Below are 23,460 nucleotides of genomic sequence, written 5' to 3'. Positions count from 1 at the left end.
TTTATAATTTTGGTATTTTCCCGGTTATTATTTCTCGCAGTTCTCTGTAAAAGACGCTGTCTTTTCCAAAAGGTGTACTAAGTCCGATCTCATTTGAAATTTCGTAAAATGTTTTATCTGTTCTTATTCCTTCAAAAGGGTCTTTTCCTGATGGCATGACATAGCCCATTTCTTCCATCATCGCAGGATTATGTAGGGGAATATAATTCGGAAAATCTGCAAGGAGCTCCTGTTTCGTGATTTCGTCAAAATCTTCTATCTCTTTTAAATATTCTTCGTAGGTCATCATTTTCTTTTTTTAGTTTTAAAATCCTATGTCATTATTTCTGTTTTACAAATATCAAAGCATGAAGCGTCAGAACACGTCGTATTAATTTTATTTTCCAGAAAGTATATTGGACTGATTGTTAATTGCTTAGGCTAAATATGTTAATTGTTCGACCTGAATATTCTTAAATTGATTGGATGTTATTTTCATTGTCTTCTATCATGAGATGATTTTCTCTACTTTATCAAAAACATAAGATAAATTTCATGGAAACAATATTTTATCTTTGCATGTCATTTTAAATGTAAATTTTAAAACTAAACAGTACCATGGCAAAAGGATTCCGGCAGAAAATTCGCCAGAAAAATACCGATAACAGTGGCTTCGGAGATAATGCTTCAGGGCGTTTCATCAATAAAGACGGACTTCCGAATGTCAATAGGAAAGGGGTAAATCTTTTCAATCGCTTCAGCTGGTATCATACCATGCTGGATCTTTCCACCTTTCAGTTTCTTTCATATCTGGTGATTGCCTATATCCTGGTCAATCTTTTCTTTGCTCTGATTTATTATCTCATTGGGGTAGAGCATCTCACGGGAATCGACAAGAGTGATCCGATCAATGAATTTATCGATGTTTTCTTCTTCAGCTCGCAGACCTTTACCACAGTAGGTTACGGCAGGATCGCGCCGGTAGGATTTCTGGCAAGTCTGGTGGCTACTTTTGAAGCTTTCCTGGGATTGCTTACCTTTGCCATTGCAACGGGACTTTTTTACGGAAGATTTTCAAGGCCGAGGGCTTACCTGAAATTTTCGGATATAGCATTAATTGCCCCTTTTAAAGATAAGACGGCGTTAATGTTCAGGCTGGCTCCCTATAAAAATAATTCGCTGACCGATGCAGATGTCATTGTCTCTGCAGCCATTGAGGTTATCGAAAACAGCGTGCCCAGAAGTAATTTTTATACCCTGAAAACATAGTTGAATAAGATCAACACGCTGGCTCTTAACTGGACGATAGTGCATCAGATTGATGAAAATTCACCTTTCTTCGGGTTTTCGGAAGAAGATTTTAAAAATACATACATTGAAATTATCGTTCATGTACGGGCGTTCGATGAAGTGTTTTCCAATACTGTTGTGCAGAGAACATCTTATATATCGGAAGAAATTGTGTACGGAGCAAAGTTTATCCCGATGTATTACCCGGATAGGCAAAATCTTTCAACGGTGCTTGATCTGGACAAAATAAACCAATATCAACGGGCAGAGCTTCCTGCAATTCAGGAAGAAAACAGATAATGAATTTAGAATTTTATAAAAAACAGGCTCTACAGAAGCAGAAAGAGCATAAAAAGTTTTTGGATGGCATTAAAAAGAAGCCGCCGAAAAATCTTGATTATGTTGTTCAGGAAACCCATGATGAAGTTTTTGAAACAATCAACTGCCTGGAATGTGCCAATTGCTGCAAAACCACGGGACCTCTGTACACAGAGAAAGATATCGAAAGAATAGCTAAGCACCTCCGCATGAAGCCTGCTGATTTTGAGGCTAAATATTTGCGTACAGACGAAGACAACGACAAAGTTTTACAGAGTCTTCCCTGTTTATTTCTCAACAGCGATAACACCTGCTCTATCTACGATGTGCGTCCCAAAGCCTGCCGGGAATATCCGCATACCGACCGGAAAAAAATCTATCAGATCAATAATCTGACCATGAAAAATACGCTCATATGTCCCGCTGCATACGAGTTTGTGGAGAGAATTATGAAAAATTTAGCAAAATGATTTATTATTCAAAATCATTCTTAAATAATTATAAAGTACGTTAAATAAAGGGTTCACAGACAATATTCAGTAAATCGACGGCGTTTTAGCTAAACAAACCATATTAAAAATATTAATTATTATGAAGAAGTTAGTTTTAACAGCAGCGTTTACATTAGTCGGAGTAATCGCAGTATCGGCTCAGACGGAACAACAAAACCCGTCTCAAAATCAAAATTCTAATAACCCATCGACAACTCAAACACAACAGGATCCACAGGCAGCTTCAAGCGCAGGAACAAGTGCCGCCGCTGGTCAGGACCAAAACACAACGGCTACTGCCACGGTAGATGCATCTGCTGCAACCACCGCTACTGATGCGTCAGCAAGTGTAAGTGCAGATCCGAATGCAGAGGCCACCAAACCTAATGACGAGGCTACTAAAGAAGATAAGAAGTCTAAAAAGAAAAAGTCTAAGTAAGTATTTAAGTGAAAGTAGAAATGAGATCCTGGAATTTTATATTCCGGGATTTTTATTCAACCTCCTGATAATGTAAATTGTCTTAATTTATTATAAATCAAGTTAAAACATTTCTACTGCCTACCACTTTGTACGATTATTGTACTTATTGTAACACAACCAACCACAAATCATTTATATTATGAAAAAGTTAATTTTAGCGACAGCATTCGCAATGTTTGGAACGATCGCAGTATCTGCACAGACGACAACAGTTGATACGGCAAGACCCGATACGACTAAGAACAAAGACATGAGAACCGACAACATGAATACCGGAAACAACGGTACCATGAATAACGGAAACAACGAGGGGACTATGAATAGTACTAAAGATTGGGATAAGGCCAAGACTGATACAGCCGCCTTAAAAAATAAAGATGCAACAACAGGCGACAGAAAAATGAAAAAGAAAAATAATAGATAATGCATCATATTTGAAATCCTGAATTTTTTTCAGGATTTTTTTTTGGATCATTTTTAATAGCCTAAAAGCACTTCACAAAAAAAGCGCTGAATAATCAACGCTTTCTCCTTTCACTTTTTACTTTTATCCCATTTATAATCCCGGGAACAGGTTGTATCAAAAAAGGTCAGGAAAATTTCCCAACCTTGTGTTTATACGACTCCCTGAGCGAGCATTGCTTCAGCAACTTTCACGAAACCGGCGATGTTGGCGCCTTTTACGTAGTTTACATAGCCGTCTTCCTCTTTACCGTAGTCTCTACAGGCTTTATGGATTCCGATCATGATCTCTTTCAGTCTTGCATCTACTTCTTCTGAAGTCCAGTTCAGACGGATAGAGTTTTGGGTCATTTCTAATCCGGAAGTGGCAACACCACCTGCGTTTGAAGCTTTCCCCGGAGAGAAAAGCACTTTATTATCAAGGAAATAATTGATGGCATCCAAAGTTGAAGGCATATTGGCTGCTTCCGTTACGCAAACGCATCCATTTTCTACAAGAAGTTTAGCATCTTCCAGGTCAAGCTCATTCTGGGTTGCAGAAGGGATGGCAACATCACATTTTACTTCCCAAGGACGCTTTCCTGCAAAAAACTGCGCAGAAGGATATTTTTTTGCGTAGTCTTCGGCTCTGTTATTTCCTGAAGATCTTAATTCCAACAGATAATCGATTTTTTCGCCATCAATTCCGTCTTTATCGTATACGTATCCGTCCGGTCCGGAGATGGTCACCACTTTACCGCCAAGTTCCGATACTTTCTTGATTACTCCCCAGGCTACGTTTCCGAAACCTGAAACCGTTACGGTCTTATCTTTAAAGGTCTGCCCGATCGTCTTAAGCATCTGTTCAGCGAAATAAACCACCCCGTAACCTGTTGCTTCAGGACGGATCAGTGAACCACCGTAGGCCAGGCCTTTACCGGTAAGCACTCCTGTAAATTCATTTCTGATTTTTTTATACTGACCGAATAAGTAACCGATTTCTCTGGCTCCCACACCGATATCTCCTGCAGGGACATCGGTTTCAGGACCAACGTGCTTGCAAAGTTCAGTCATGAATGCCTGGCAGAAACGCATTACTTCCATGTCAGATTTTCCTTGCGGATCAAAGTCTGAACCTCCTTTTCCACCACCCATTGGCAATGTGGTAAGGGAGTTTTTAAATACCTGCTCGAATGCTAAGAATTTAAGAACCGAAAGGTTTACCGTAGGATGGAACCGGATTCCTCCTTTATATGGTCCGATAGCAGAGTTCATCTGAATTCTGAAACCTCTGTTTACCTGGATCTCTCCTTTATCGTCAACCCACGGAACTCTGAAGATGATGATTCTTTCAGCCTCCGCCATTCTTTCAAGAAGTTTCATGCCCGTATATTCCTTCTTAGTCATAATAAACGGAATTACTGTCACAGCAACTTCTTTTACGGCTTGTAAAAATTCTGGCTCGTTAGGGTTTTTGGCCTCAATTTTTGCGATAAACTCTTGGATTTTCTGGTCAATATTATATTGTTCCATATATTAGGGTTGAATATTATTGTCAACAAATTTAATTTTTTTTTCAAGATTCACAACACCTTAATGAATGATTGTTGAAAGTTTAATAATATAAATACTTAATATTATTAAATTGATAATTTTAGCTCTAATATTATTAAAAATTAAATGTTATCTTTAAAATAATGCAATATTAAGAAAAGGTTAAATCTCATATTGCAATAAATTGTCTCCCCGAAAGTGATTTTACCTTCCCTAAAAGTTCCAGTTCCAGAATTATCGGTAAAATTTTGTGAGAAGGCAGGTTTATTTTCTCTATCATATCATCCAGAGAAATTTGCGGAGCGTCTGAAATGGTGTTCAGGATGAGCAGTTGGCTGTCAGTAAGTTGAATATTGATTTCGCTATGGCAGAATAACTCTTCCATTCTTGTTTTGGGCTTTTTGATTCCTAAATTGTCGATAAGATCTTTTACCGTGGAGATCGCCGCAGCTTTGTTCTGAAAGATTAAATGGTTGCAGCCCTGGCTTTGTTTATCCGTAATTTTTCCAGGCAGCGCAAATACCTCACGATTGTATTGATTGGCAAAAGTAGCCGTACTTACCGAACCGCCTCCGAAAGCGGTTTCCACGACAATGGTGGAGGGGGAAATTCCCGCTACAATTCGGTTTCTCTGGATAAAATTTTCCCGGTCAGGTTTCCGGGAAGAATTGAATTCCGTAAATAATGTTCCGCCTTCCTCGACGATTTTTTCGGCAAGCTTCCGGTTTTTTGAAGGGTAAACCATGTGAAATCCGTGGGCTAAAACTGCTGCGGTTGGAATCCCATTATGCAGAGACAGCTCATGTACTTCTTTATCAATGCCTAGAGCGAGGCCGCTGACCGATGTAAAACGACAAGATTTTGTTTCTTCAAAAAAAGAATTCAGGAAATGGCTGCCATAAGAAGTCATATTTCTGGTGCCTACAATGCTTATCTTTTGCTGGTGATCGTTGAATTTTCCTTTTTGATAAAGAATGGCCGGTGCATCATAACACTCATGAAGTAATCTGGGAAGCTGGCCGAGATGCCGAAGGTTAATCAGGATGTTATTCTTTTCACAGAAGGCCAGCTCCTTTTCGGCAAATTTCAGATGACTGGAATTGCCAATGTCGGAGACTATTTTATACCCGAAGCCGTCAAGTTTCCGGTAGTCCCTTTTGGCGTGCTGCCAGGCATTTTCTGCGCTGCCAAAGGCCCTGACGAGTTTGTAGAAGTTGATGTCACCGATTAAATTACATTCGCGGAGTGCGATCGCGTATAATTGTTCTTCAGAATACATTTGTGTTGTTTTCGCAAATGTAAAAAAATTATTGTTAATTTTTTATGGGTGTGAAGACTTAAACTTATTTTCTTCTCAGTTCTTCCAGGTGTTCCCAGATATCATCTCTCTTTTTATAAGGCAGTTCCATGAAATCTTCCGGATGGTTTTCCTTGTATTCCTGCCAGAGTTTATCATCTTTCTCATTATAGTAATTGGGAAATTCCCAGATAAATCTTTTCTTTTTGTCACCTACTTTTTTAAACATAAATGCCAGGATAATACCCACTACGGCACCGGCAATATGTGCCTGCCACGCGATTTTGCTAGGCTCCTGGAGGTTATAAAACAATTCTTCCGGCAGCATTCCCCAGACAAGGCTTCCGTAGTAAAGCACAACCAGGAGAGAAATGGTGAGCAGCTTCATATTCCATTTAAAAATACCACTGAAAAAAAGAAAGAAAGCCAGGACATACACCACACCGCTGGCGCCAATGGTACAGGTATAAAGATACTCGCCGGTCATTATGTCGATGGGAGGCAAAAGCCACACTAGAAGTCCTGTAGCGAGCCATCCCAACACAAAAACCTTATTGGCTACCAAAGGATAAAACTGATACAGGAGAAACATCAGAATAGCAATGGGAATAGAATTTCCTACAATATGATCCAAATTTCCGTGAAGCAGGGGAGAAGTAACGATTCCCAAAAGCCCTTCTGGCAAAAGCGGAATAATAGCACCAAAACAACTTTCAAAAAAGCCGTGCTGCTGTAGAAAATAGCCCAGCCACATTGCCGCAAGCATGAGCAAAGGGTTGATGAGCGCTTTTTTGGAAATTACATTGTTTTTTAGCATGTACTGTCTACGTCAAATGAAAAGCCAATGCTAAATTTCGGAAAATTTGTCGATGAATCACACAGGCATTCATTTTATTTCAGCCAAAAAGTAATATTATTTTATTCAGCTGCAATTATTTATTGTCATTAAAATTTAAAGAATAAAAACCATTAAGGCATAGATTTACACGCGGATGTTCTCCTTTCAAATTTATATTTAATATTTTTGTGTAGAATTTTGTAAAATGAAATCGCGAACTCATGAAGAAGTTTTTATTAATTCTCTCTTTTTATTTAGGGATTTTCAGCCATGCACAGGTTATTCTGGATACGGCGTCCATTAAAGTAGATACCGTAAAACACTGGTCGGTTCTCGGCAAGCAATCGTTAATGATCAATCAGGCGGCATTCTCCAATTGGGTTGGTGGAGGCGCCAATAATGTCGGCTGGCTACTAGGGGCAGATTACAATATTACTTACGAAAAAGACAAAGATCTTTGGGAGAATATCATTCTTCTAAATTACGGGCAAAATGACACGCAGGGTATCGGTGTAAGAAAAACTCAGGATGTCATCAATGTATCTACCAATTACGGAAGAAAAGTGTCTAAAAGCTGGTATCTTTCTGCGGGAGCCGGCGTATTATCTCAGTTTATGGCAGGATACGAAGACGGCAATAATCCCGAAGCGAAGAAAATCTCAAATTTTATGGCACCAGGCTATCTGAATGTCGGGATGGGGATCACCTACAGGCCTAATGATAATATTAATGTAACGCTGAGGCCTTCCAACGCAAGATGGGTTTTTGTTTTTGACAAAGATCTTCAGACTGCGGGAACCTACGGATTGAAAGCCGATGGTGATAATTCCCTCTTACAATATGGTTTCCTGGGAACGGCCTATTATAAATTTAAATTGATGGAAAACGTGAATGTTACCAATACCGCATCCGTCTTTTCCAATTACCTGGATCACCCTGAAAGACTGGTTCTTGCTTATGGGATGATTTTAAATTTAAAGGTTAATAAATTCATTTCTTCTAATATCACCGTCGATCTGATGTATGATCACAACCAGATCCAGAAAACACAGCTGAAACAAACGCTGGGCGTAGGTTTTGCCTATACTCTTGATAATGGCGTGAAGCGTTCCGGAAGAAAAGACAGTCAGTGGTGGATCAAAAAATAATCAAAAGTAAATTGAATAAAAATATTATAAATAACAGTAGGAGTGGGCTTTAGCCCACTTTTTATTAAGTACCATAAAGGCTTTAGCCGAAATTTAAAAAGGAGTTAAGCAACTACCGCAAATATGTTCACAAAATTACATCCATATTCATAAATGTAACGCTTTGTGTTCAAAGTCTAAATCATTTCTTCTCAACAGTGAAAAAGTATTTGTAATTTGCTGAATGAAATGCCTTTGCGAACGAAGATATTCTCAATATTTTAAAAACAATAAAAATAAAAGCACCCCATTTGGAGTGCTTTATTATTATCAATTATATATTGTTAAAACTCTATATCAACGTTAAGTTTCTCCGCCAGCAGCTTAGAGATTTTTTCTTTCAAAGGCTCGATATCGATATTTTGCATCGCATCGTTGGCGAAAGCGTACAACAATAAAGCCTGTGCTTCCTTTTTGGAAATTCCCCTTGCTCTCAGGTAAAACAAAGCATCTTCGTTCAACTGGCCTACTGTACAGCCGTGAGAACATTTTACATCATCTGCGAAAATTTCCAGCTGTGGTTTGGTATCGATGGCTGCACCTTCGCTCAGCAATACATTGTTGTTTTGCTGATAGGCATTTGTTTTCTGTGCAATTTTATCAACAAAAACTTTTCCGTTGAAAACGCCGCGGGATTTTCCGTCGAAGATCCCTTTGTAGTTCTGGTAGCTTTCGCAGTTCGGGAAGTTGTGGTGAACCGCCGTGTGGTGGTCTACCAACTGGTCTTTACCGATAATCGTGATCCCGTTCATGAACGAATTGATGTTCGATCCGTTCTGAATGAAATCCAGGTTATTTCTTACCAGCTTACCACCGAAAGAGAATGTATTTACCGTCGTTAAACTGTCTTTTTCCTGCCTTGCGAACGTATTGTCGATCAGGTAAGACGTATCGTTATCGTTCTGCAATTTATGCCAGTCTGCTTTTGCATTCGGGTAAGTAAAAATTTCCGTTACCGAATTGGTCAGAACATACGTGCTGTCAAAATTATGGTGGCTTTCAATGATTTCCACTTTGGCACCTTCGTCAACAATTAATAAATTTCTGGTATTATAGAAGGTGTTTTCTTCCTGATTCTGAGAAATATAGAAAATATGGATCGGCTTTTCAATCACTACATTTTTAGGAACCTTCAGGAAAAAACCGTATTTACAGTAAGCCTGATTCAGATTGGTAAATGCGGATTTATCGGAAGCGATCGTATTGAAATACCGGTCGAAAATATCCCGGTGCTTCTCATCATTTAAAGCATAATTGAAGGAAAGGAACTCAACGTTTTCAATCGAAACTTTAGACAGTTCTTTATGAAGTTTGCCGTTGACGAAAGTGATCCAATCGAAATTTTCTTCACCCAGGTGCAGCTGGTCCAGTTGCTCTTTGGTAATGTTATGATTTTCTTTCGGGAAAAAATTATAGGCTTTTTCCGTAATCTCCTTTAAGTTGGTGTATTTATATTCTTCGTCTCTTTTTGTAGGAAAACCAATGCTTTCAAATCTTTCCAGAGCTGCTTTCCGGTCTTCATCCAAAAATCGGTGACGAAGACTTTCCAGGAATTCCTGATGGTTTTCTGTAATCTGTTCTTTTAATGCCATTACTGGTATATCTGTGGTTTGCACCATTTTTTCTTGTTTGTTTTGGCTGAATTGTTAAACCGGAAGATCAATTCGTCAATCCCCGAATTTTTCTCCTTTTAATTAATTTAAAAGCCAGTCGTACCCTTTTTCTTCAAGCTCTAAAGCAAGAGATTTATCACCGGTTTTGATGATTTTCCCGTTAGCAAGAACATGAACGAAATCAGGCTGAATATAATTAAGCAATCGCTGATAGTGGGTAATCAGCAATACTGCATTTCCTTCGTTTTTGAACGCATTCACTCCGTCTGCAACAATTCTCAAGGCATCGATGTCCAGTCCGGAATCGGTTTCGTCAAGAATAGCCAGTTTCGGATCCAGCATCATCATCTGGAAGATCTCATTTCTCTTCTTTTCTCCTCCTGAAAACCCTTCGTTCAGGGATCTTGAAAGGAAATCTTTTTTAATGCCCAATTTCTCGGATTTTTCACGGATCATTGCCAGCATTTCTTTGGCAGGCATTTCTCCCAATCCGTTGGCTTTTCTGTTTTCATTCATCGCCGCTTTGATGAAGTTGGTTACAGAAACCCCCGGAATTTCTACCGGATACTGGAAAGAAAGAAAAATCCCTTTGTGTGCTCTTTCTTCAGGAGCATCTTCAATAATGTTTTCTCCCCCGAAAATAATTTCCCCTCCTGTCACTTCATAATCTTCTTTTCCGGCGATAACGGAAGAAAGGGTAGACTTACCGGCTCCGTTCGGTCCCATAATGGCATGAACTTCACCCGGCTTTATTTCAAGATTAATTCCTTTTAAAATTTCTTTGTCGCCATCTTCAATTTTGGCGTGCAAGTTTTTTATCTCTAACATATATTTTAGTTTATCGCAAGGTTAGACAAAGATTTTTTAATCTCCTTTGCTTTTTAAGATAAACAAAGGCGCTAACGCTTATCAATGAAATACTATTTTTATTATCTTAAAATTGGTCAAGACCGTTTGCGATTCTCATAACACCATTTTTAAACAGTTGAGAATTGAAATTTATAAGCATCCCTAACTTATAATTTCCTAGCCTTAAATAATTTTTTAATTGTGCCGCATGGAAATTGTTTAAGGTCTCAACGGATTTGAGTTCCAAAACAACCTTATTTTCAACTAACAGATCCATTTTAAAAGCATTTTCCAAAAGCAATTCCTCATATTGCAGGGTAAGAGATTTTTGTCTTTCTACTTGAATCCCCTCTTTCTTTAACTCGTAAAATAAACATTCTTCATAAATGCTTTCAAACAAGCCGATTCCTAACTTTCTGTGGATTTTTAAACCGCTTTCAAAAACAATTTTTGAAATTTCATTCTCAGTCATTTGTATAATTTTCGCAAAGATACATAAGTTAATTGTAGGAATTCAATATAACCTTTGTATTACTTTATTAAGCTTCAGCGCCTTTGTTTATCTTAGTATTACACAACAGCATTAAAAATCTTAGTTTACCTTTGCGAGAATAACTTTTACCCTACAGATCCCTCCAAAGAAATCTCCAGCAACTTCTGCGCTTCAATGGCAAACTCCATCGGCAGTTTGTTTAAAACTTCTTTGCTGAAACCGTTCACGATCAGAGCAATTGCTCTTTCCGTATCGATTCCCCTCTGGTTACAGTAGAAAATCTGGTCTTCTCCGATTTTTGAAGTGGTCGCTTCGTGTTCCAGCTGTGCCGTCGGATCTTTAATTTCGATGTAAGGGAAGGTATGCGCGCCGCACTCATTACCCATCAGCAGGGAATCACACTGGGAGAAGTTTCGTGCCCCTTTTGCGGAAGGCATTACTTTTACCAGCCCTCTGTAGGAGTTCTGTGATTTTCCGGCAGAAATTCCTTTGGAAATAATCGTTGATTTCGTATTCTTTCCGATGTGGATCATCTTGGTTCCCGTATCGGCATACTGGTGATTGTTGGTTACGGCAATCGAGTAGAACTCTCCGATTGATCCGTCACCTTTTAAGATACACGAAGGATATTTCCAGGTTACGGCAGAACCGGTTTCTACCTGCGTCCATGAAATCTTGGCGTTTCTCTCGCAAAGGCCTCTTTTCGTTACAAAATTGAAAACCCCGCCTTTTCCTTCTTCATTCCCCGGATACCAGTTCTGAACGGTGGAATATTTAATTTCGGCATTATCCATAGCGATCAGTTCCACTACCGCGGCGTGAAGCTGGTTTTCGTCTCTCGATGGTGCAGTGCAGCCTTCGAGATAAGAAACGTAACTTCCTTCATCGGCAATCACCAGCGTTCTTTCAAACTGGCCTGTACCCGCCTGGTTAATACGGAAATAGGTAGAAAGTTCCATCGGGCATTTTACGCCTTTCGGGATATAACAGAAACTTCCGTCAGAAAATACCGCAGAATTCAGGGCAGCATAAAAATTATCGCCTCTAGGAACCACTTTCCCCAGGTGTTTTCTTACTAAGTCCGGGTGATTTTTGATTGCTTCGGAGATAGAGCAGAAGATGATGCCTTTTTCCATCAGAGTATCCTGGAAAGTCGTCTTTACGGAAACCGAGTCCATCACAATATCCACAGCCACTCCGGAAAGTCTCTTCTGTTCTTCAATATTGATTCCCAATTTGGCGAAAGTAGCCAATAATTCAGGATCTACTTCATCCAGGCTTTCGAGCTCCGGTTTTACTTTGGGTGCAGCATAATATCGGATAGCCTGGAAATCAGGCTTTTCGTATTTGATGTTGGCCCAGTCCGGTTCGGTCATCTTCAACCAGATCCTGAAAGATTCCAGGCGCCATTCCGTCATCCATTCCGGTTCTTCTTTTTTGGCAGAGATAGCGCGGATGATGTCTTCATTCAATCCGATAGGGAATTCTTCGTAATCGATTTTGGTTTCCCAGCCGAATTCGTATTTTTTATTTTCCAGATCGACTCTTAGGTCGTCTTCAGTATATTTATTCATTTTATTAGATTTTAGATATTAGATTTTAGATGTTAGTTTTGCAATCCGCTAATTTCTAACCTCTAGATTCTAATTTCTAATTATAAAGAAAAACTTTCACCGCATCCGCAAGTTCTGGACGCATTGGGATTGTTAAAAACAAATCCTTTTCCGTTTAATCCTCCCGAATATTCAAGAGTGGTTCCTGCTAAATAGAGGATGGACTTTTTATCTACAATAATTTTAATGTTATTGTCTTCAAATATTTGATCAGTGTCTGTTTTTTGGTTGTCAAACTTTAAAACATATTCTAAACCAGAACATCCTCCGCTTTTTACCCCTACTCTTACAAAGTCTTCGGCAGGGTTAAAGCCTTCTTCTGTCATCAGCTGAATCGCTTTTGCCTTCGCTTGATCTGATACTTTTATCATTGTATTTATTTAGAATGATTTAATAATGCAAAAGTACAAACTAATTTCCGCAATCTCAAATCGAAGATATCTATTTTAATGATTCTCTTCTCATAACATGATTAATATGAATTAAATTAATGTTAAAATTAGATAAAATGTTTAGTCGTAAACCATTCGGGCTGTTTTTAATTTAACTTTGAAATGTAATTATGATCTATAAAAATAAATTGACAGTGAAACAGAAACTACTAGGTTTTTTTGTATTATTTGCAATGGTATTTTCTCAGGCACAGACAACGAGATATATTTACGAAACGGCGGTAAATCCTGATTCCATTAATCTCGTCAGTATGAGAACGGAGCGTACTTTTTTGGATGTTAAGGGAGAAAAGTCACTGTTCATCAGTGAAAATAAATTGATTAAAGATTCTCTGTTTGCTTCCATTAAGCTGGAAGACAAAGAAACTCATAAAAAAGAAGGAAAAGATTTTCCCAAGCTGAACAGGCATTCCGAGCCTACTTTTTTTGAATATTTTATAACGAAGGTCATTCCTGAGCAAAAAGTTTACTACTATGACAGGGTAGGAGACCAGCAAATTTATTATCAGGAAGACCGACCGATAAAATGGGAGATCACCAATGACGTAGAAAAGCAAAACGGTTATCCGGCTCAGAAAGCAATATTTGATTTTGCAGGAAGAACCTGGACTGCCTGGTTTACAAAAGATATTGCTGTTTCCGACGGTCCTTACAAATTTTCAGGCTTGCCGGGATTGATTGTCAGACTGGAAGATGATAAAGGGGATTATAAGTTTGATTTGGTTAAAAAAATGATCCTTAAAAATTCTTTTGAAGAACCGATTAGTCCTGCCGCAAAACAAAGTACAAGAATTGATTTCCACGGTGATAAAGCGGCACTTCAATTGGAAGTGATGAAGAGCAGAAAACCCATTGCGGCAAATAACGGAGGCGGAATGCAAGATCGTGCCGGTGGAATGAATGGAGGAGGCCACGGAGGAGGAAGAGGAATGCGCGGCGGCGGTATGGGAATGGAAGGTGGCGGTAATAGCTTTCCTGTTCAAAGTGCCGGAAGTGTAAATGTTCCCTTTAATGTTGGGAGTCAGAATCCGATAGAATTAAAATAGAAAAAATTATTATAAATGAAAAAATTAGGAATCATTGCTTTAATGTTGGTTATGCAGACCGCTTTTGCGCAAGTGAACAGATTTGTTTATCAGGTTACTATGAAACCGGACGCTTCCAATAAAAGCGATGTAAAAACAGAAAATGCCTATCTCGATATTTCTCCTGAAAAATCGGTGTTTTATTCCGAGAACAGGATTAAAAGGGATTCAATCATTCAGGCGACCATGCAGAGTGGCGGTGCAAGAGGCTTCAACAGGGAACAGATGGAAGGGCTGCGGTCAATAATCAACTATTCTGTGGAGAAAGATAAGAAAACCCAGAAAATTACTTTCAAGGACAGAATTGGCCGTGATCTCTATACTTATGAGGAAGACCGTTCTTTAAACTGGAAAATCCTTCCGGAAACCACCAAAATCGGTGAATACAAAGTTCAGAAAGCGGAAACGGATTTCGGCGGCAGAAAATGGACGGCCTGGTTTACCACCGATTTACCTTATCAGGACGGTCCGTACAAGTTCGGCGGACTGCCCGGACTTATCGTAAAAGTGGAAGATGATAAAGGCGAATATTCTTTTGACTTGATGAAGAATTATAAAATTGCCGATTTTCCGGCATTAAGCCAATTCGGAAACATCATTAAAGTAAAAAGAGCGGATTATCTAAAGCAGCAGAAAAAATATATGGAAGATCCGATGTCTTTTATGACGCAGGGAGGCGGCCAGATCAGAATCGGTGGTGGCGGAGGAGGTAACCCTCCGGCTGATTTCAGAAAAAGAATGGAGGAAAGGGTGAAAGATGAAGCCAAAAGAAACAGCAATCCTATAGAACTGCAGTAAAAATAAAACCTGAGAATAAATTGTTCTCAGGTTTTATTTTGTTATTATTTCAGCAGCTGGTCGAAGGTATCGCCCTGCCTGATGTCTCCGGTGTTGTAGCCTTTCATAAACCATTCTTTACGCTGTGCGGAAGATCCGTGGGTAAAGCTTTCCTGGTTCACATAGCCCTGAGATCTTCTCTGTATGTTGTCATCTCCTACTGCCTCTGCGGCATCTATAGCCGACTGAATGTCTCCAGGCTCTAAGATGTGCTTTTGGTCATCTGTTTTCTTTGCCCAAAGTCCGGCATAAAAATCAGCCTGCAATTCTGTTGCTACAGAAACCCTGTTCATCTCTGCTTCACTGTACCGGCCGCTTCTTCTCATTTCATCTACTTTCCGGGTGGTTCCTAAAAGCGTCTGTACGTGGTGCCCCACTTCATGGGCAAGAACATACGCAACCGTAAATTCGGTGACTTTGGCTCCGAATCGTTGCTGAAGCTCATTAAAAAAGGTCATGTCCATGTAAACGGACTGATCTGCAGGACAGTAGAAAGGTCCCATTGCAGCCTGTGCCGTTCCGCAGCCGGACTGTGTTGTTTCTTCAAAAAGCACAATCTTCGGAGGTTCGTAGGTCATTCCGTTTTCTTTAAAAACCTGCTCCCAGGTAGTGGTATTCCATTTTCCCATCATATCTACCATGTCCCCAATTTTTACTTCTTCGGGGGTTAGCTCGCGTTGCTCGGTCCTTGCCGACCCGGATCCGCTTCCGGAAGATAATATGGAAGAGGGATCTCCTCCGAGGAAAAAAATAATGGCAGCAATAATCAGCGTTCCCAGCCCGCCACCTACCACGGCACCACCGCCTAGTCCACGCCGGTCTTCAACGTTGCCGCCTCTGTCGTCAGTCCATCTCATAGTTTTATTATTTTGTGATATATAAATTTAACTATTTAAAATGTATTTTCTATGGATGAAAAAATATTTTTAGAAATTACCGGTTAAGTTGGTTTCTTTTAAGCCAGTATGAAGTTGACTGATAGGCCGCAATGGTCTGATTTATAAGTTTCTTATCCTGTGCATCGGGTTTCAGGTCTTTCTCTTCGTAGTAAATGTTGAATTCAGGGGAAAGATTGTTTTTTTGCGGCGTTAAGACATATTGTTTTACTTTTTTGACCGGAGAAATTACCGTTAAATATCCATCTTTAATCAATCCCAGGTCCTCATAAGTTGCCACATAAGCTTTAGGCTGAAACTCTTTGGTGAAAACATCCTGCCCTAAGAATTTCGACTGATAATTGAAATTAAGAATACCAAAAAGAGTGGGCATTACGTCGATTTGTGACATGGTCTGGGTAAATTTTTGAGGCTGAATAAATCCTTCGGAAAAAATCATAGCCGGAATTCTGTATTTATCCATAGGCAGTTCGGTGTCACCTGCACTGGAGGCACAATGGTCGGCGATAATCACAAAAACGGTGTTGGCGTACCAAGGTTGTTTTTTAGCCATTTCAAAAAACTTTCTTAGGGAATAATCGGTGTACTTCACGCCGCCTTCTCTGGATTTGGCATCTCCGGGAATATCTATTTTTCCATTAGGATAGGTAAACGGACGGTGATTGGAAACGGTCATCCAGTGATTGAAAAACGGTTTGCCCGATTTTGCTTCGGCATTCATGGTCTGGATGGCCTTTATAGCCATATCTTCATCCGCAACGCCCCAGACATTGGCAAAGGTGATTTCTTCAGGCTTAAAATTGTTTCGGTCAACGATCCCGTAGCCATTTCCTTCATAAAAGTCTTTCATATTGTCGAAATAGCTGTAGCCGCCATACAGGAACTTTACGTCGTATCCTTTTGATTTGAAAATACTTCCGGTCGTGAATTTATTTTTATTGTTTTCTCTTTTAATGATGCTTTCGCCGGCAGTGGGAGGAATACACAGGGTAAGCGCTTCCAGTCCGCGAACGGTTCTGTTTCCGGTAGCATAAAGGTTTGTAAAGAGTAGCGACCGGTCTGCCAGGCTGTCTAAGAAAGGCGTTATTTTCTGGGTATTTCCATAATGCTCCATAAAATCTGCCGAGAGGCTTTCAATAGAGATTAAAACCACATTTTTCTTTAATTCAGGTTTTTCGGGTTTGATGGTTCTCTTCAAAACAGGCGGTAAATACTGGCTTAAAAAAGATTTCTCGGCTTCCTGCTGATTGATAACCGGATAAAATTGAAAATAATCCAGCTCATTATGGGTGAATGCCCAGTAAAATTTAGGAAGTCCATTGGCCTGGATTTCTCCTTCGAAAACATTGGCAGATCTGATTTTTGTTGTAAAATTTAATCCGATAAGGCTTAGAGCGACTAAGATGATAAAAGAACCCAGTAAAATGGTTTTTTGCTTCAGATTCGGGAGTGCCAGAAGTTCATTTTTTGTTTTTCTGTAAATGAAAATGCTAATGGCTGCAGCAACCCCGAAAATAGCCAGAAACAAAGGCACCACAGGATAGCTTTCCATGATATTCCCGATGACCTCATTGGTGTAGATCAGGTAGTCTACCGCGATAAAATTATATCGTAACCCGAATTCATTATAAAAGAAATATTCGCTTACGGCATTAAAAACGATAAGCAGCACGTAGAGGAAAACCGTAACGAAATAGAGGGTATTTCTGATTTTTACCCGTCTTTCCGGCAAGAAAAGCATTAGACTGAAAAAGATGATCTTCAGCCCAATGAAAGCCAGGGCTATCTCGGCAACCGATCCTCCGTACTGTTTGAATATGTTGTTCGGAATGAGGAGGATATATAAAAATAAAATGACTAGTAATCCCAGGATGATATGTCCATACGGCTTCTGGTATTTTGAATCGGATAAAAACAAAAAATACAAAGCCAGAAAAGGACACGTTAGGACAAATACAAGACCATCATTTAAAATTCCGATCATCAGAATCTTTACCACTTCAAAAAAGCTGAAATCCGCGGTGGTAATAGGATGAAAGATAAAAATAAGCCTTAAAGCCAAAGAAATGGTGAGATAAAAAATGCCTAAATAAAAGAACGGCTTTATTTTTTGAAGGAACATATTAACTGAATATTAATTCCTGCAAATTTAGCAATTGACAAGAATCTCTCATTATAAAATCATAAAATTTGGAAATAATTGGAATATTTATAATTATTTAAAATAATATTAAAAATTTAATAGTATGCTAAACCCTTTTGCAGAAAGAGTTTGAAGTGTTTTCAATAAAAAAAAGACTGCAAAAGCAGTCTGAAATTTTATAAGCAATATGCGGATTTACGAATGTCCGAACCCGATATTCCCTTTTTTGCCGGATAAATTTTTCCTGAAATCAATCATTCGTAAAGCCGTCACTGCAGCTTCAACTCCTTTGTTTCCTAAATCTCCGCCGCTTCGGGCTATGGATTGCTCTTTGGTGTCGTCTGTAAGAACACAGAAAATAGTGGGAGTATCCGTTAAAATATTGCAGTCCTTAATTCCCTGGGCTACCGCCGAACAAACGTAGTCAAAATGAGGTGTTTCTCCACGAATGACACATCCGATAGAAATTACCGCGTCATATTTTCGTTCTTTGCAAAGCTGCATGCTTGCATAATTGAGCTCAAAAGCACCCGGAACAGGGAAAAGCTTTATGTTTTCAGGTTTTACCCCTTCTTTCTGAAGAATTTCCAGTGCTGCGTCACGTAGATTGTAGGTTACAAAATCATTCCACTCAGAAAAAACAATGCCGATAGAAAATTCATCGGCATTGGTTATATGAAGTGGCTTGTAATCGGAAAGATTAACTGTTGCCATTATTTAGTAATATTTAGTCATTTCAATATAAGAATCAGACATTCCGTTGTCATAGTCCTGATATTTTTCATCAATGGTTGCAAAATATTTTTTAGCATCTGCTTTTTTGTTAAGCCCTAATGCCAAGATACCTGCTTTTCTTGTGAAATAATAGGTGGTGTACGGATCATCTGAAGCAGAAGATGCTTTATCAAGCAATTGCAAAGCATCGTCATTTTTATTAAGACCGGACTGCGCATCTGCCATTGCACCGTACTTCATGGCCATCAATGTTTTATTGTCTGATGAAAACTTGTCTAACAGATCGTACGCCTCCTGGAATTTTCCTTCTTTAAACTTCAGAATTCCTGCATTATAAGCAGAAAGTTTACCGATGTTTGTGGCAGAATATTCATTATAAGTTCCTAAGAAACCAGGATTTGCAGCAGATTTTCCTCCTAAAGCCTCTTTATCTTTACCTTCTGTAAGATTTTTCTGGGCAGCTAGGAAACTTTTTACAGCTTCAGCATTTTTAGGCGTTACCACAAACTGTTTGTAAGCGAAGAACCCCAGAACGCCTAAAACAAGCACCCCGAAAACAATACCTAACGGTTTTGAATATCTTTCAATAAATCTTTCGGTGTTTAAAGCTTCTCTGTCAAGATCTTTAAAAAACTCCACTGTTTCTTTACCTTCTTGCTCGTGCTGAGCATTCTTTGTAAGTTTTGCCATAAATTGTTAAAAATTGAATTGCAAATTTAATTGTTTCTGAATGATTTACAAAATACTTTCTGCGTATTATTGATGAAATGTTATGAATTGTAAATCTTCATTGACTAAATAGCGATATAATGTCATAAAAAATGCTTTATGAAATCATTCACAAAGCATTTATTTTATTCTAAAAGCTTAATATTCTAAAATATGATAGACTTCAGCATTAAATTTCTTCAATTTTTCCTCGCCGTTTAATTCTTTTAAGCCGATCAGGAAACTGAACTGTGCGACAGTTGCCCCTTGTTTTTCAACTAATTTTGCCGCGGCTTCCGTCGTTCCTCCTGTGGCCAGGAGATCGTCGTGGATCAAAACCCTTTGCCCCGGTTTTATCTGGCCTTCACGGGTCTCGATAATAGCGCTGCCATATTCGAGATCGTATTTTTCAGAAATGACCGGCGGTGGCAGTTTTCCTGATTTTCTTATTAAAACGAAGGGGACCTCCAACGCAACAGCGATGGCAATTCCGAAAAGGTAGCCCCGGCTTTCGATTCCACAGACGGCATCAACTTTTCCTCTGCTGAATTCCACAAGATCTGAAATGACATCTTCATATAATTTCGGATCCAAGAAAATAGGAGATATATCCTTAAACTGAATTCCCGGAATCGGAAAATCAGGAATATTCTCTATGGTTTCTTCTAGTCTGTTGATTAATTCTTGTGAAGGCATTGCTTAAGGATTGATTTTATAGCTGGAAATTTTCCATTCCCCATTTACATTTTTTAAACCGAAAGTAGCTTTTAACGAAGTGGTTCTTCCGCTTTTGTCGGTCACATCATACGTCGCGTTTACGCTGGCTACATTGGCATTCGAAAGATTGGTGGAAATGTTTTTAACGCTCACATTTTTTACAGATCCGAAGCCGGAGGTAGGATTGGCAAATGATTCGTAGCTCCCCCAGTTTGGATTGCTTGCCGCATTATAAGCTGCTTTAAGGTTTTGAGAACTTACATTGTTCAGGAAGCCTGACACAACATTTTTAGGTTCTGCTGCCGGTTGCTTTGGAGTAGCCGGAACGTTTGGATCTGCAGAAGGTATATTTCCCTCAGGATTATTCGGGTCGATTACTGCCGGATCCTGATTTACAGCTGTAGAATCAACAACCGGCTGTGCAGGCATTTTCAGTAACAGAGGATTTACATCTAACCCGATTTTTGTCATTTTAAATGTTTTTGCCGTGGTTTTCACCGATACGGTAATATCGATTTTATTGTCTACGACCTTAGCTGCCGGAATGGAAGAGAATTTTAAATTAAATCCTTTAAAATTATTATCCTGCATCAGGTTTTTTGCGGTAGAAAGCTTCACCCCATTACTGAAAACCTCAAGGGTGGCTTCCAGTCCTGCTCCTGTGAATGACACGGGATTTCCTGCGTTGTCAACAAGTCTCGGAACCACCTGGATCGCCGTAGGGGCGCCGGTTCCATCGTCACCGGAAGGTCTTGTAATGATGCTTAATGAATTTGCTTTTACATCGTTGGGATCACTTTCTTTTGCCTTATCATCTCCGAAGATATTCATTTCTCCAAGAGAAGGAGGTGCTGTGCTGGCCCACTCAATGCCGTTTTTCTGAGCTACCTCGTCTGCCATCGCCATAATTTCCGGAACTTTTTTTCCGTTGATCAGCTGGCCCAGTGCTTTCAGTTCCGCAACATCTCCATCTGCCTCTACCCCAAAAGTCTTTAAAATGTAGAGCGCTTCATTAAATTTGATCTGTTTAATGGTAGGAAGACTTGCCGTCATATCATTGATACTCGACTGTAACGTTTTGGTATTGGTGGCATCTACGTGATCCTTTTTGCATGCTGTAAACAGCAACAAACTGAAAATTAGTAGAAAAGACAGTTTTTTCATTTTTTCTCGTTTGCCACAAATTTACTAAAACGTTTATTAATAGGGGATTTTATTTTTTATTTTTCTTTTAAGTCATCCTTAAAGAACGAACTGAAAACAGTCTGCATGTTTGGAAACGAAGAGTCTTCCCAATATTTTGAGGTGTAATGGCCTTGATTTATATTATACTTTACGTCCGCAATATCTTTGTCATTACTGAAATCGAGCTCGGTCGGATAAAAGTTTTTGTAGGAAATGATCTGGTTATATTCGGGTTCCGTTTTATGCTTCAGTTTCAGGTATTTGATTGAATTGTATTCAGTAAAATCACGCAACGATTTTTTAGAATCCTTTTCGAATGAAAAATTGGCAATCCCCCGAATATCGAAAAGCCGGTATCCTAAAATGGAAAGTTCTTTTTCCTGGAGGTCTTCCCCACGTATTTCTATTTCGTCTTTGGTTGGCGTTTTCAGTTCCTTTACCCTAAGTTCTCCGTTATTGTATTTTTCAAGATTTCCGGCGTATTTCAATTTTGGTAAGTCTAAAAACATTCTGTAATCCCAGGCCCAGGCCTGCTTTTTTTCAAATGTGGCGCTTTCAAGACTGAAGATACGATATTGCTGTACCTTAATATCTTTTACTTTTTTGTTTTTATTATCAAAAACATACGTTACGATTCCATCCACATAACAGTTAAGCATATTGTTTACGGTGACATAAGCATTAAAGTTGCCTTTTATCAAAAGGTACTTTGCTGGTTTATTATTTTTTACCACGACGGGCTCAATGTCCTTGATTTTTTCATCAAGTTTTACAATATCTCTATCAATCTCAGAATAAGGAAGTTCTGCCAGAACAATATTTTCGTAAACAAGCCTGAATTTTTCCTGTTCGGGTTTTATCAATTGCTTATCGATTTTACCGTCAATATCCGAGAAGGCAACAATGCTTCCGTCTTTTGCGAAAACTGAAACTTTTGGCAGAGGCTTATTGGTTTTTTCTGAAATGAACGTAATGGTTTGTGCATTGAAAGAATCAAACGCAAACATCAAAAATAATAATAGGATAATTCTCTTCATAGTTTTATTAATTGAAATTGTTGTATTTATAGCGCTTTTTAAAAGGCAAAATAGTTTCTTAAAATGAATTTTTAAAGTGAATAAAAGACTGACCTCTACCATCAGTCTTTCACTGTACAAAATATTCTATGAAAATGTCTTTGATTTTCGGTTATTTCGGGATGCTTGTCGGATTATAAAAAATAAAATGTGAAAAATTTCTTTTAGTTTTCATTTGGTTTTTCTTTTAAATCGTCTCTGAAGAAACTGCTGAAGACCGTCTGCATATTTGGAAAAGAAAGATCCTGCCAGTATGCGGTCTGGTAATTGCTGTTGTTTTTGTTGAATTTTACTCTTTTAATGTCTTTATCATCACTAAAACTATATTCTGTCGTATAAAAATTATTGTATAACGCTAATTGATTAGGATCTGGTTTTTCTTTATATTTAATTTTTGAGTAGCGTACATCACTATATTCCAGAAAGTCTCTAAGCGTTTTTCCTGATTCTTTTTCAAAGGATAGGTTTATAATTTTTTTAAAATCGTAAAGGGTTATTCCGAAAGACGTAGATCCTTTTTCCGAACCCATTCTATCTATGATTTCTACTTGATCACTTTTGTCGCCCTTTAGTTCTTTAAAATTCTTTTTTTCGGTTTTATATTCCTCCGGGTTTCCTACGTATTTAAGTCTTGGGATCTCTAATCCTGCTGTGTAAGATAAGAAAGAACCATTTACTTCAGTCTGCAATGCGAAGATTCTGTATTGTTCCACATTCGTACTTTTCAGTTTTTTGGTTTTATTGTCGAATATATAAGTTACGATTCCGTCAGCATAAGACTTGAGTTGATTGTTGACGGTTACGTAGGTATTGAAATTTCCTTTGATAAGAATATACTTTGCCGGCTTGTTGTTCTTGATTACTACAGGTTCAATATCCTTGATTTTATCATCAAGTTTCACCACATCTTTATTAATTTCTGAAAAAGTAAGCTGTGCCAAAACAACATTGTCGTACACCAGTTGGAATTTTTCCTGATCCTGTTTTATTAAATTTTTATCAATCTTGCCATCAATGTCTGAATACGCAACGATACTTCCGTCCTTGGCAAAAACTGAAACTCTTGGCAAAGGCTTAGTGGTTTTTTCAGAAATGAAAGTAATGGTTTGTGCATTGAATAGGCCTAGTGCGAATGTCAAAAATAATAATAGGAGACTTTTTTTCATAATTTTTCTGTTAAAT

At 38.7% G+C, this 23,460-nt stretch carries 25 protein-coding genes; 8 read left to right on the top strand and 17 right to left on the bottom strand.

What is annotated here, in order from left to right:
* Position 1: 1 nt before the first annotated feature.
* A complete protein-coding gene (locus tag AC0N32_RS01060; protein WP_476392028.1) occupies positions 2-289 on the bottom strand; it encodes a hypothetical protein in 288 nt (95 codons plus the stop codon).
* Between the two features lie 308 nt (positions 290-597).
* On the opposite strand from AC0N32_RS01060, the gene AC0N32_RS01055 reads away from it, so the two are divergent.
* The 5 genes from AC0N32_RS01055 to AC0N32_RS01035 all read left to right on the top strand — a co-directional run bounded on the left by AC0N32_RS01055 (position 598) and on the right by AC0N32_RS01035 (position 2,983).
* Entirely contained in the window at positions 598-1,248 is a 651-nt protein-coding gene (locus tag AC0N32_RS01055; protein ID WP_476392027.1) for an ion channel, read from the top strand.
* The gene (locus AC0N32_RS01050; RefSeq protein ID WP_476392026.1) at positions 1,249-1,569 is read left to right on the top strand and encodes a hypothetical protein; all 321 of its coding nucleotides are present in this window, start codon (positions 1,249-1,251) and stop codon (positions 1,567-1,569) included.
* Positions 1,569-2,057, top strand: a complete 489-nt coding sequence (locus AC0N32_RS01045; protein WP_476392025.1) for a YkgJ family cysteine cluster protein — start codon at positions 1,569-1,571, stop codon at positions 2,055-2,057. The genes AC0N32_RS01050 and AC0N32_RS01045 overlap by 1 nt, the downstream gene beginning before the upstream one ends.
* Before the next feature lie 121 nt (positions 2,058-2,178).
* The gene (locus AC0N32_RS01040) at positions 2,179-2,517 is read left to right on the top strand and encodes a hypothetical protein (protein WP_476392024.1); all 339 of its coding nucleotides are present in this window, start codon (positions 2,179-2,181) and stop codon (positions 2,515-2,517) included.
* A 181-nt stretch (positions 2,518-2,698) separates the two neighbouring features.
* Entirely contained in the window at positions 2,699-2,983 is a 285-nt protein-coding gene (locus AC0N32_RS01035) for a hypothetical protein (RefSeq protein ID WP_476392023.1), read from the top strand.
* A 191-nt stretch (positions 2,984-3,174) separates the two neighbouring features.
* On the opposite strand, the gene gdhA is transcribed toward AC0N32_RS01035, so the two are convergent.
* The 3 genes from gdhA to AC0N32_RS01020 all read right to left on the bottom strand — a co-directional run bounded on the left by gdhA (position 3,175) and on the right by AC0N32_RS01020 (position 6,668).
* Positions 3,175-4,533, bottom strand: coding sequence for an NADP-specific glutamate dehydrogenase (gdhA, locus tag AC0N32_RS01030; protein WP_169231776.1), 1,359 nt, complete (start codon positions 4,531-4,533; stop codon positions 3,175-3,177).
* 190 nt (positions 4,534-4,723) lie between these two features.
* Entirely contained in the window at positions 4,724-5,833 is a 1,110-nt protein-coding gene (gene dprA / locus AC0N32_RS01025) for a DNA-processing protein DprA (protein WP_476392022.1), read from the bottom strand.
* A gap of 64 nt (positions 5,834-5,897) precedes the next feature.
* A complete protein-coding gene (locus tag AC0N32_RS01020; protein WP_476392021.1) occupies positions 5,898-6,668 on the bottom strand; it encodes a rhomboid family intramembrane serine protease in 771 nt (256 codons plus the stop codon).
* A gap of 242 nt (positions 6,669-6,910) precedes the next feature.
* Between AC0N32_RS01020 and AC0N32_RS01015 the strand changes: the two genes are divergently transcribed.
* Positions 6,911-7,837 carry a DUF3078 domain-containing protein gene (locus AC0N32_RS01015; protein ID WP_476392020.1) on the top strand — a complete coding sequence of 309 codons (927 nt, stop codon included), beginning with the start codon at positions 6,911-6,913 and terminating at the stop codon, positions 7,835-7,837.
* A 323-nt stretch (positions 7,838-8,160) separates the two neighbouring features.
* On the opposite strand, the gene sufD is transcribed toward AC0N32_RS01015, so the two are convergent.
* From sufD to AC0N32_RS00990, 5 genes are all read right to left on the bottom strand, one after another.
* Positions 8,161-9,468 (bottom strand): Fe-S cluster assembly protein SufD, encoded by a 1,308-nt coding sequence (gene sufD / locus AC0N32_RS01010; RefSeq protein ID WP_476392019.1) that lies wholly within the window; start codon positions 9,466-9,468, stop codon positions 8,161-8,163.
* A 102-nt stretch (positions 9,469-9,570) separates the two neighbouring features.
* The gene (sufC, locus tag AC0N32_RS01005) at positions 9,571-10,317 is read right to left on the bottom strand and encodes a Fe-S cluster assembly ATPase SufC (RefSeq protein WP_273075981.1); all 747 of its coding nucleotides are present in this window, start codon (positions 10,315-10,317) and stop codon (positions 9,571-9,573) included.
* A 106-nt stretch (positions 10,318-10,423) separates the two neighbouring features.
* Positions 10,424-10,810, bottom strand: a complete 387-nt coding sequence (locus AC0N32_RS01000) for a GxxExxY protein (protein ID WP_476392018.1) — start codon at positions 10,808-10,810, stop codon at positions 10,424-10,426.
* Between the two features lie 146 nt (positions 10,811-10,956).
* The gene (gene sufB / locus AC0N32_RS00995; RefSeq protein WP_294265026.1) at positions 10,957-12,405 is read right to left on the bottom strand and encodes a Fe-S cluster assembly protein SufB; all 1,449 of its coding nucleotides are present in this window, start codon (positions 12,403-12,405) and stop codon (positions 10,957-10,959) included.
* An 80-nt stretch (positions 12,406-12,485) separates the two neighbouring features.
* Positions 12,486-12,815, bottom strand: a complete 330-nt coding sequence (locus AC0N32_RS00990; RefSeq protein WP_476392017.1) for a HesB/IscA family protein — start codon at positions 12,813-12,815, stop codon at positions 12,486-12,488.
* Positions 12,816-13,030: 215 nt separating this feature from the next.
* Here AC0N32_RS00990 and AC0N32_RS00985 point away from each other — a divergent pair, with 215 nt between their 5' ends.
* Entirely contained in the window at positions 13,031-13,942 is a 912-nt protein-coding gene (locus tag AC0N32_RS00985) for a GLPGLI family protein (RefSeq protein ID WP_476392016.1), read from the top strand.
* A 15-nt stretch (positions 13,943-13,957) separates the two neighbouring features.
* Positions 13,958-14,779: a GLPGLI family protein gene (locus tag AC0N32_RS00980; protein WP_476392015.1), complete on the top strand. Its 822-nt coding sequence runs from the start codon at positions 13,958-13,960 to the stop codon at positions 14,777-14,779.
* 44 nt (positions 14,780-14,823) lie between these two features.
* Here AC0N32_RS00980 and ypfJ read toward each other — a convergent pair whose 3' ends face one another.
* The 8 genes from ypfJ to AC0N32_RS00940 form a co-directional block, all read right to left on the bottom strand.
* A complete protein-coding gene (gene ypfJ / locus AC0N32_RS00975; protein WP_476392014.1) occupies positions 14,824-15,675 on the bottom strand; it encodes a KPN_02809 family neutral zinc metallopeptidase in 852 nt (283 codons plus the stop codon).
* Between the two features lie 76 nt (positions 15,676-15,751).
* Positions 15,752-17,836, bottom strand: coding sequence for an LTA synthase family protein (locus AC0N32_RS00970; RefSeq protein WP_476392013.1), 2,085 nt, complete (start codon positions 17,834-17,836; stop codon positions 15,752-15,754).
* Positions 17,837-18,052: 216 nt separating this feature from the next.
* The gene (ribH, locus tag AC0N32_RS00965; RefSeq protein WP_169231786.1) at positions 18,053-18,571 is read right to left on the bottom strand and encodes a 6,7-dimethyl-8-ribityllumazine synthase; all 519 of its coding nucleotides are present in this window, start codon (positions 18,569-18,571) and stop codon (positions 18,053-18,055) included.
* Between the two features lie 3 nt (positions 18,572-18,574).
* A complete protein-coding gene (locus tag AC0N32_RS00960) occupies positions 18,575-19,282 on the bottom strand; it encodes a YfgM family protein (RefSeq protein WP_476392012.1) in 708 nt (235 codons plus the stop codon).
* A 177-nt stretch (positions 19,283-19,459) separates the two neighbouring features.
* Complete coding sequence (locus AC0N32_RS00955) at positions 19,460-19,996, bottom strand: adenine phosphoribosyltransferase (RefSeq protein WP_476392011.1); 537 nt, start codon at positions 19,994-19,996, stop codon at positions 19,460-19,462.
* Positions 19,997-19,999: 3 nt separating this feature from the next.
* Positions 20,000-21,181, bottom strand: a complete 1,182-nt coding sequence (locus AC0N32_RS00950; RefSeq protein WP_476392010.1) for a hypothetical protein — start codon at positions 21,179-21,181, stop codon at positions 20,000-20,002.
* Positions 21,182-21,237: 56 nt separating this feature from the next.
* Positions 21,238-22,239, bottom strand: coding sequence for a hypothetical protein (locus AC0N32_RS00945; protein ID WP_476392009.1), 1,002 nt, complete (start codon positions 22,237-22,239; stop codon positions 21,238-21,240).
* 203 nt (positions 22,240-22,442) lie between these two features.
* Entirely contained in the window at positions 22,443-23,444 is a 1,002-nt protein-coding gene (locus AC0N32_RS00940; RefSeq protein WP_476392008.1) for a hypothetical protein, read from the bottom strand.
* Positions 23,445-23,460 lie beyond the last annotated feature (16 nt).

The organism is Chryseobacterium endophyticum (assembly GCF_056333165.1).
This window is presented reverse-complemented; position numbering and strand designations above follow the sequence as displayed.

What these genes read in the sequence shown, in the direction of transcription:
- AC0N32_RS01060 (WP_476392028.1), bottom strand. Translation starts at nt 289, where the DNA reads ATGATGACCTACGAAGAATATTTAAAAGAGATAGAAGATTTTGACGAA.
- AC0N32_RS01055 (WP_476392027.1), top strand. Translation starts at nt 598, where the DNA reads ATGGCAAAAGGATTCCGGCAGAAAATTCGCCAGAAAAATACCGATAAC.
- AC0N32_RS01045 (WP_476392025.1), top strand. Translation starts at nt 1,569, where the DNA reads ATGAATTTAGAATTTTATAAAAAACAGGCTCTACAGAAGCAGAAAGAG.
- AC0N32_RS01040 (WP_476392024.1), top strand. Translation starts at nt 2,179, where the DNA reads ATGAAGAAGTTAGTTTTAACAGCAGCGTTTACATTAGTCGGAGTAATC.
- AC0N32_RS01035 (WP_476392023.1), top strand. Translation starts at nt 2,699, where the DNA reads ATGAAAAAGTTAATTTTAGCGACAGCATTCGCAATGTTTGGAACGATC.
- gdhA (WP_169231776.1), bottom strand. Translation starts at nt 4,533, where the DNA reads ATGGAACAATATAATATTGACCAGAAAATCCAAGAGTTTATCGCAAAA.
- dprA (WP_476392022.1), bottom strand. Translation starts at nt 5,833, where the DNA reads ATGTATTCTGAAGAACAATTATACGCGATCGCACTCCGCGAATGTAAT.
- AC0N32_RS01020 (WP_476392021.1), bottom strand. Translation starts at nt 6,668, where the DNA reads ATGCTAAAAAACAATGTAATTTCCAAAAAAGCGCTCATCAACCCTTTG.
- AC0N32_RS01015 (WP_476392020.1), top strand. Translation starts at nt 6,911, where the DNA reads ATGAAGAAGTTTTTATTAATTCTCTCTTTTTATTTAGGGATTTTCAGC.
- sufD (WP_476392019.1), bottom strand. Translation starts at nt 9,468, where the DNA reads ATGGCATTAAAAGAACAGATTACAGAAAACCATCAGGAATTCCTGGAA.
- sufC (WP_273075981.1), bottom strand. Translation starts at nt 10,317, where the DNA reads ATGTTAGAGATAAAAAACTTGCACGCCAAAATTGAAGATGGCGACAAA.
- AC0N32_RS01000 (WP_476392018.1), bottom strand. Translation starts at nt 10,810, where the DNA reads ATGACTGAGAATGAAATTTCAAAAATTGTTTTTGAAAGCGGTTTAAAA.
- sufB (WP_294265026.1), bottom strand. Translation starts at nt 12,405, where the DNA reads ATGAATAAATATACTGAAGACGACCTAAGAGTCGATCTGGAAAATAAA.
- AC0N32_RS00990 (WP_476392017.1), bottom strand. Translation starts at nt 12,815, where the DNA reads ATGATAAAAGTATCAGATCAAGCGAAGGCAAAAGCGATTCAGCTGATG.
- AC0N32_RS00980 (WP_476392015.1), top strand. Translation starts at nt 13,958, where the DNA reads ATGAAAAAATTAGGAATCATTGCTTTAATGTTGGTTATGCAGACCGCT.
- ypfJ (WP_476392014.1), bottom strand. Translation starts at nt 15,675, where the DNA reads ATGAGATGGACTGACGACAGAGGCGGCAACGTTGAAGACCGGCGTGGA.
- AC0N32_RS00970 (WP_476392013.1), bottom strand. Translation starts at nt 17,836, where the DNA reads ATGTTCCTTCAAAAAATAAAGCCGTTCTTTTATTTAGGCATTTTTTAT.
- ribH (WP_169231786.1), bottom strand. Translation starts at nt 18,571, where the DNA reads ATGGCAACAGTTAATCTTTCCGATTACAAGCCACTTCATATAACCAAT.
- AC0N32_RS00960 (WP_476392012.1), bottom strand. Translation starts at nt 19,282, where the DNA reads ATGGCAAAACTTACAAAGAATGCTCAGCACGAGCAAGAAGGTAAAGAA.
- AC0N32_RS00955 (WP_476392011.1), bottom strand. Translation starts at nt 19,996, where the DNA reads ATGCCTTCACAAGAATTAATCAACAGACTAGAAGAAACCATAGAGAAT.
- AC0N32_RS00950 (WP_476392010.1), bottom strand. Translation starts at nt 21,181, where the DNA reads ATGAAAAAACTGTCTTTTCTACTAATTTTCAGTTTGTTGCTGTTTACA.
- AC0N32_RS00945 (WP_476392009.1), bottom strand. Translation starts at nt 22,239, where the DNA reads ATGAAGAGAATTATCCTATTATTATTTTTGATGTTTGCGTTTGATTCT.
- AC0N32_RS00940 (WP_476392008.1), bottom strand. Translation starts at nt 23,444, where the DNA reads ATGAAAAAAAGTCTCCTATTATTATTTTTGACATTCGCACTAGGCCTA.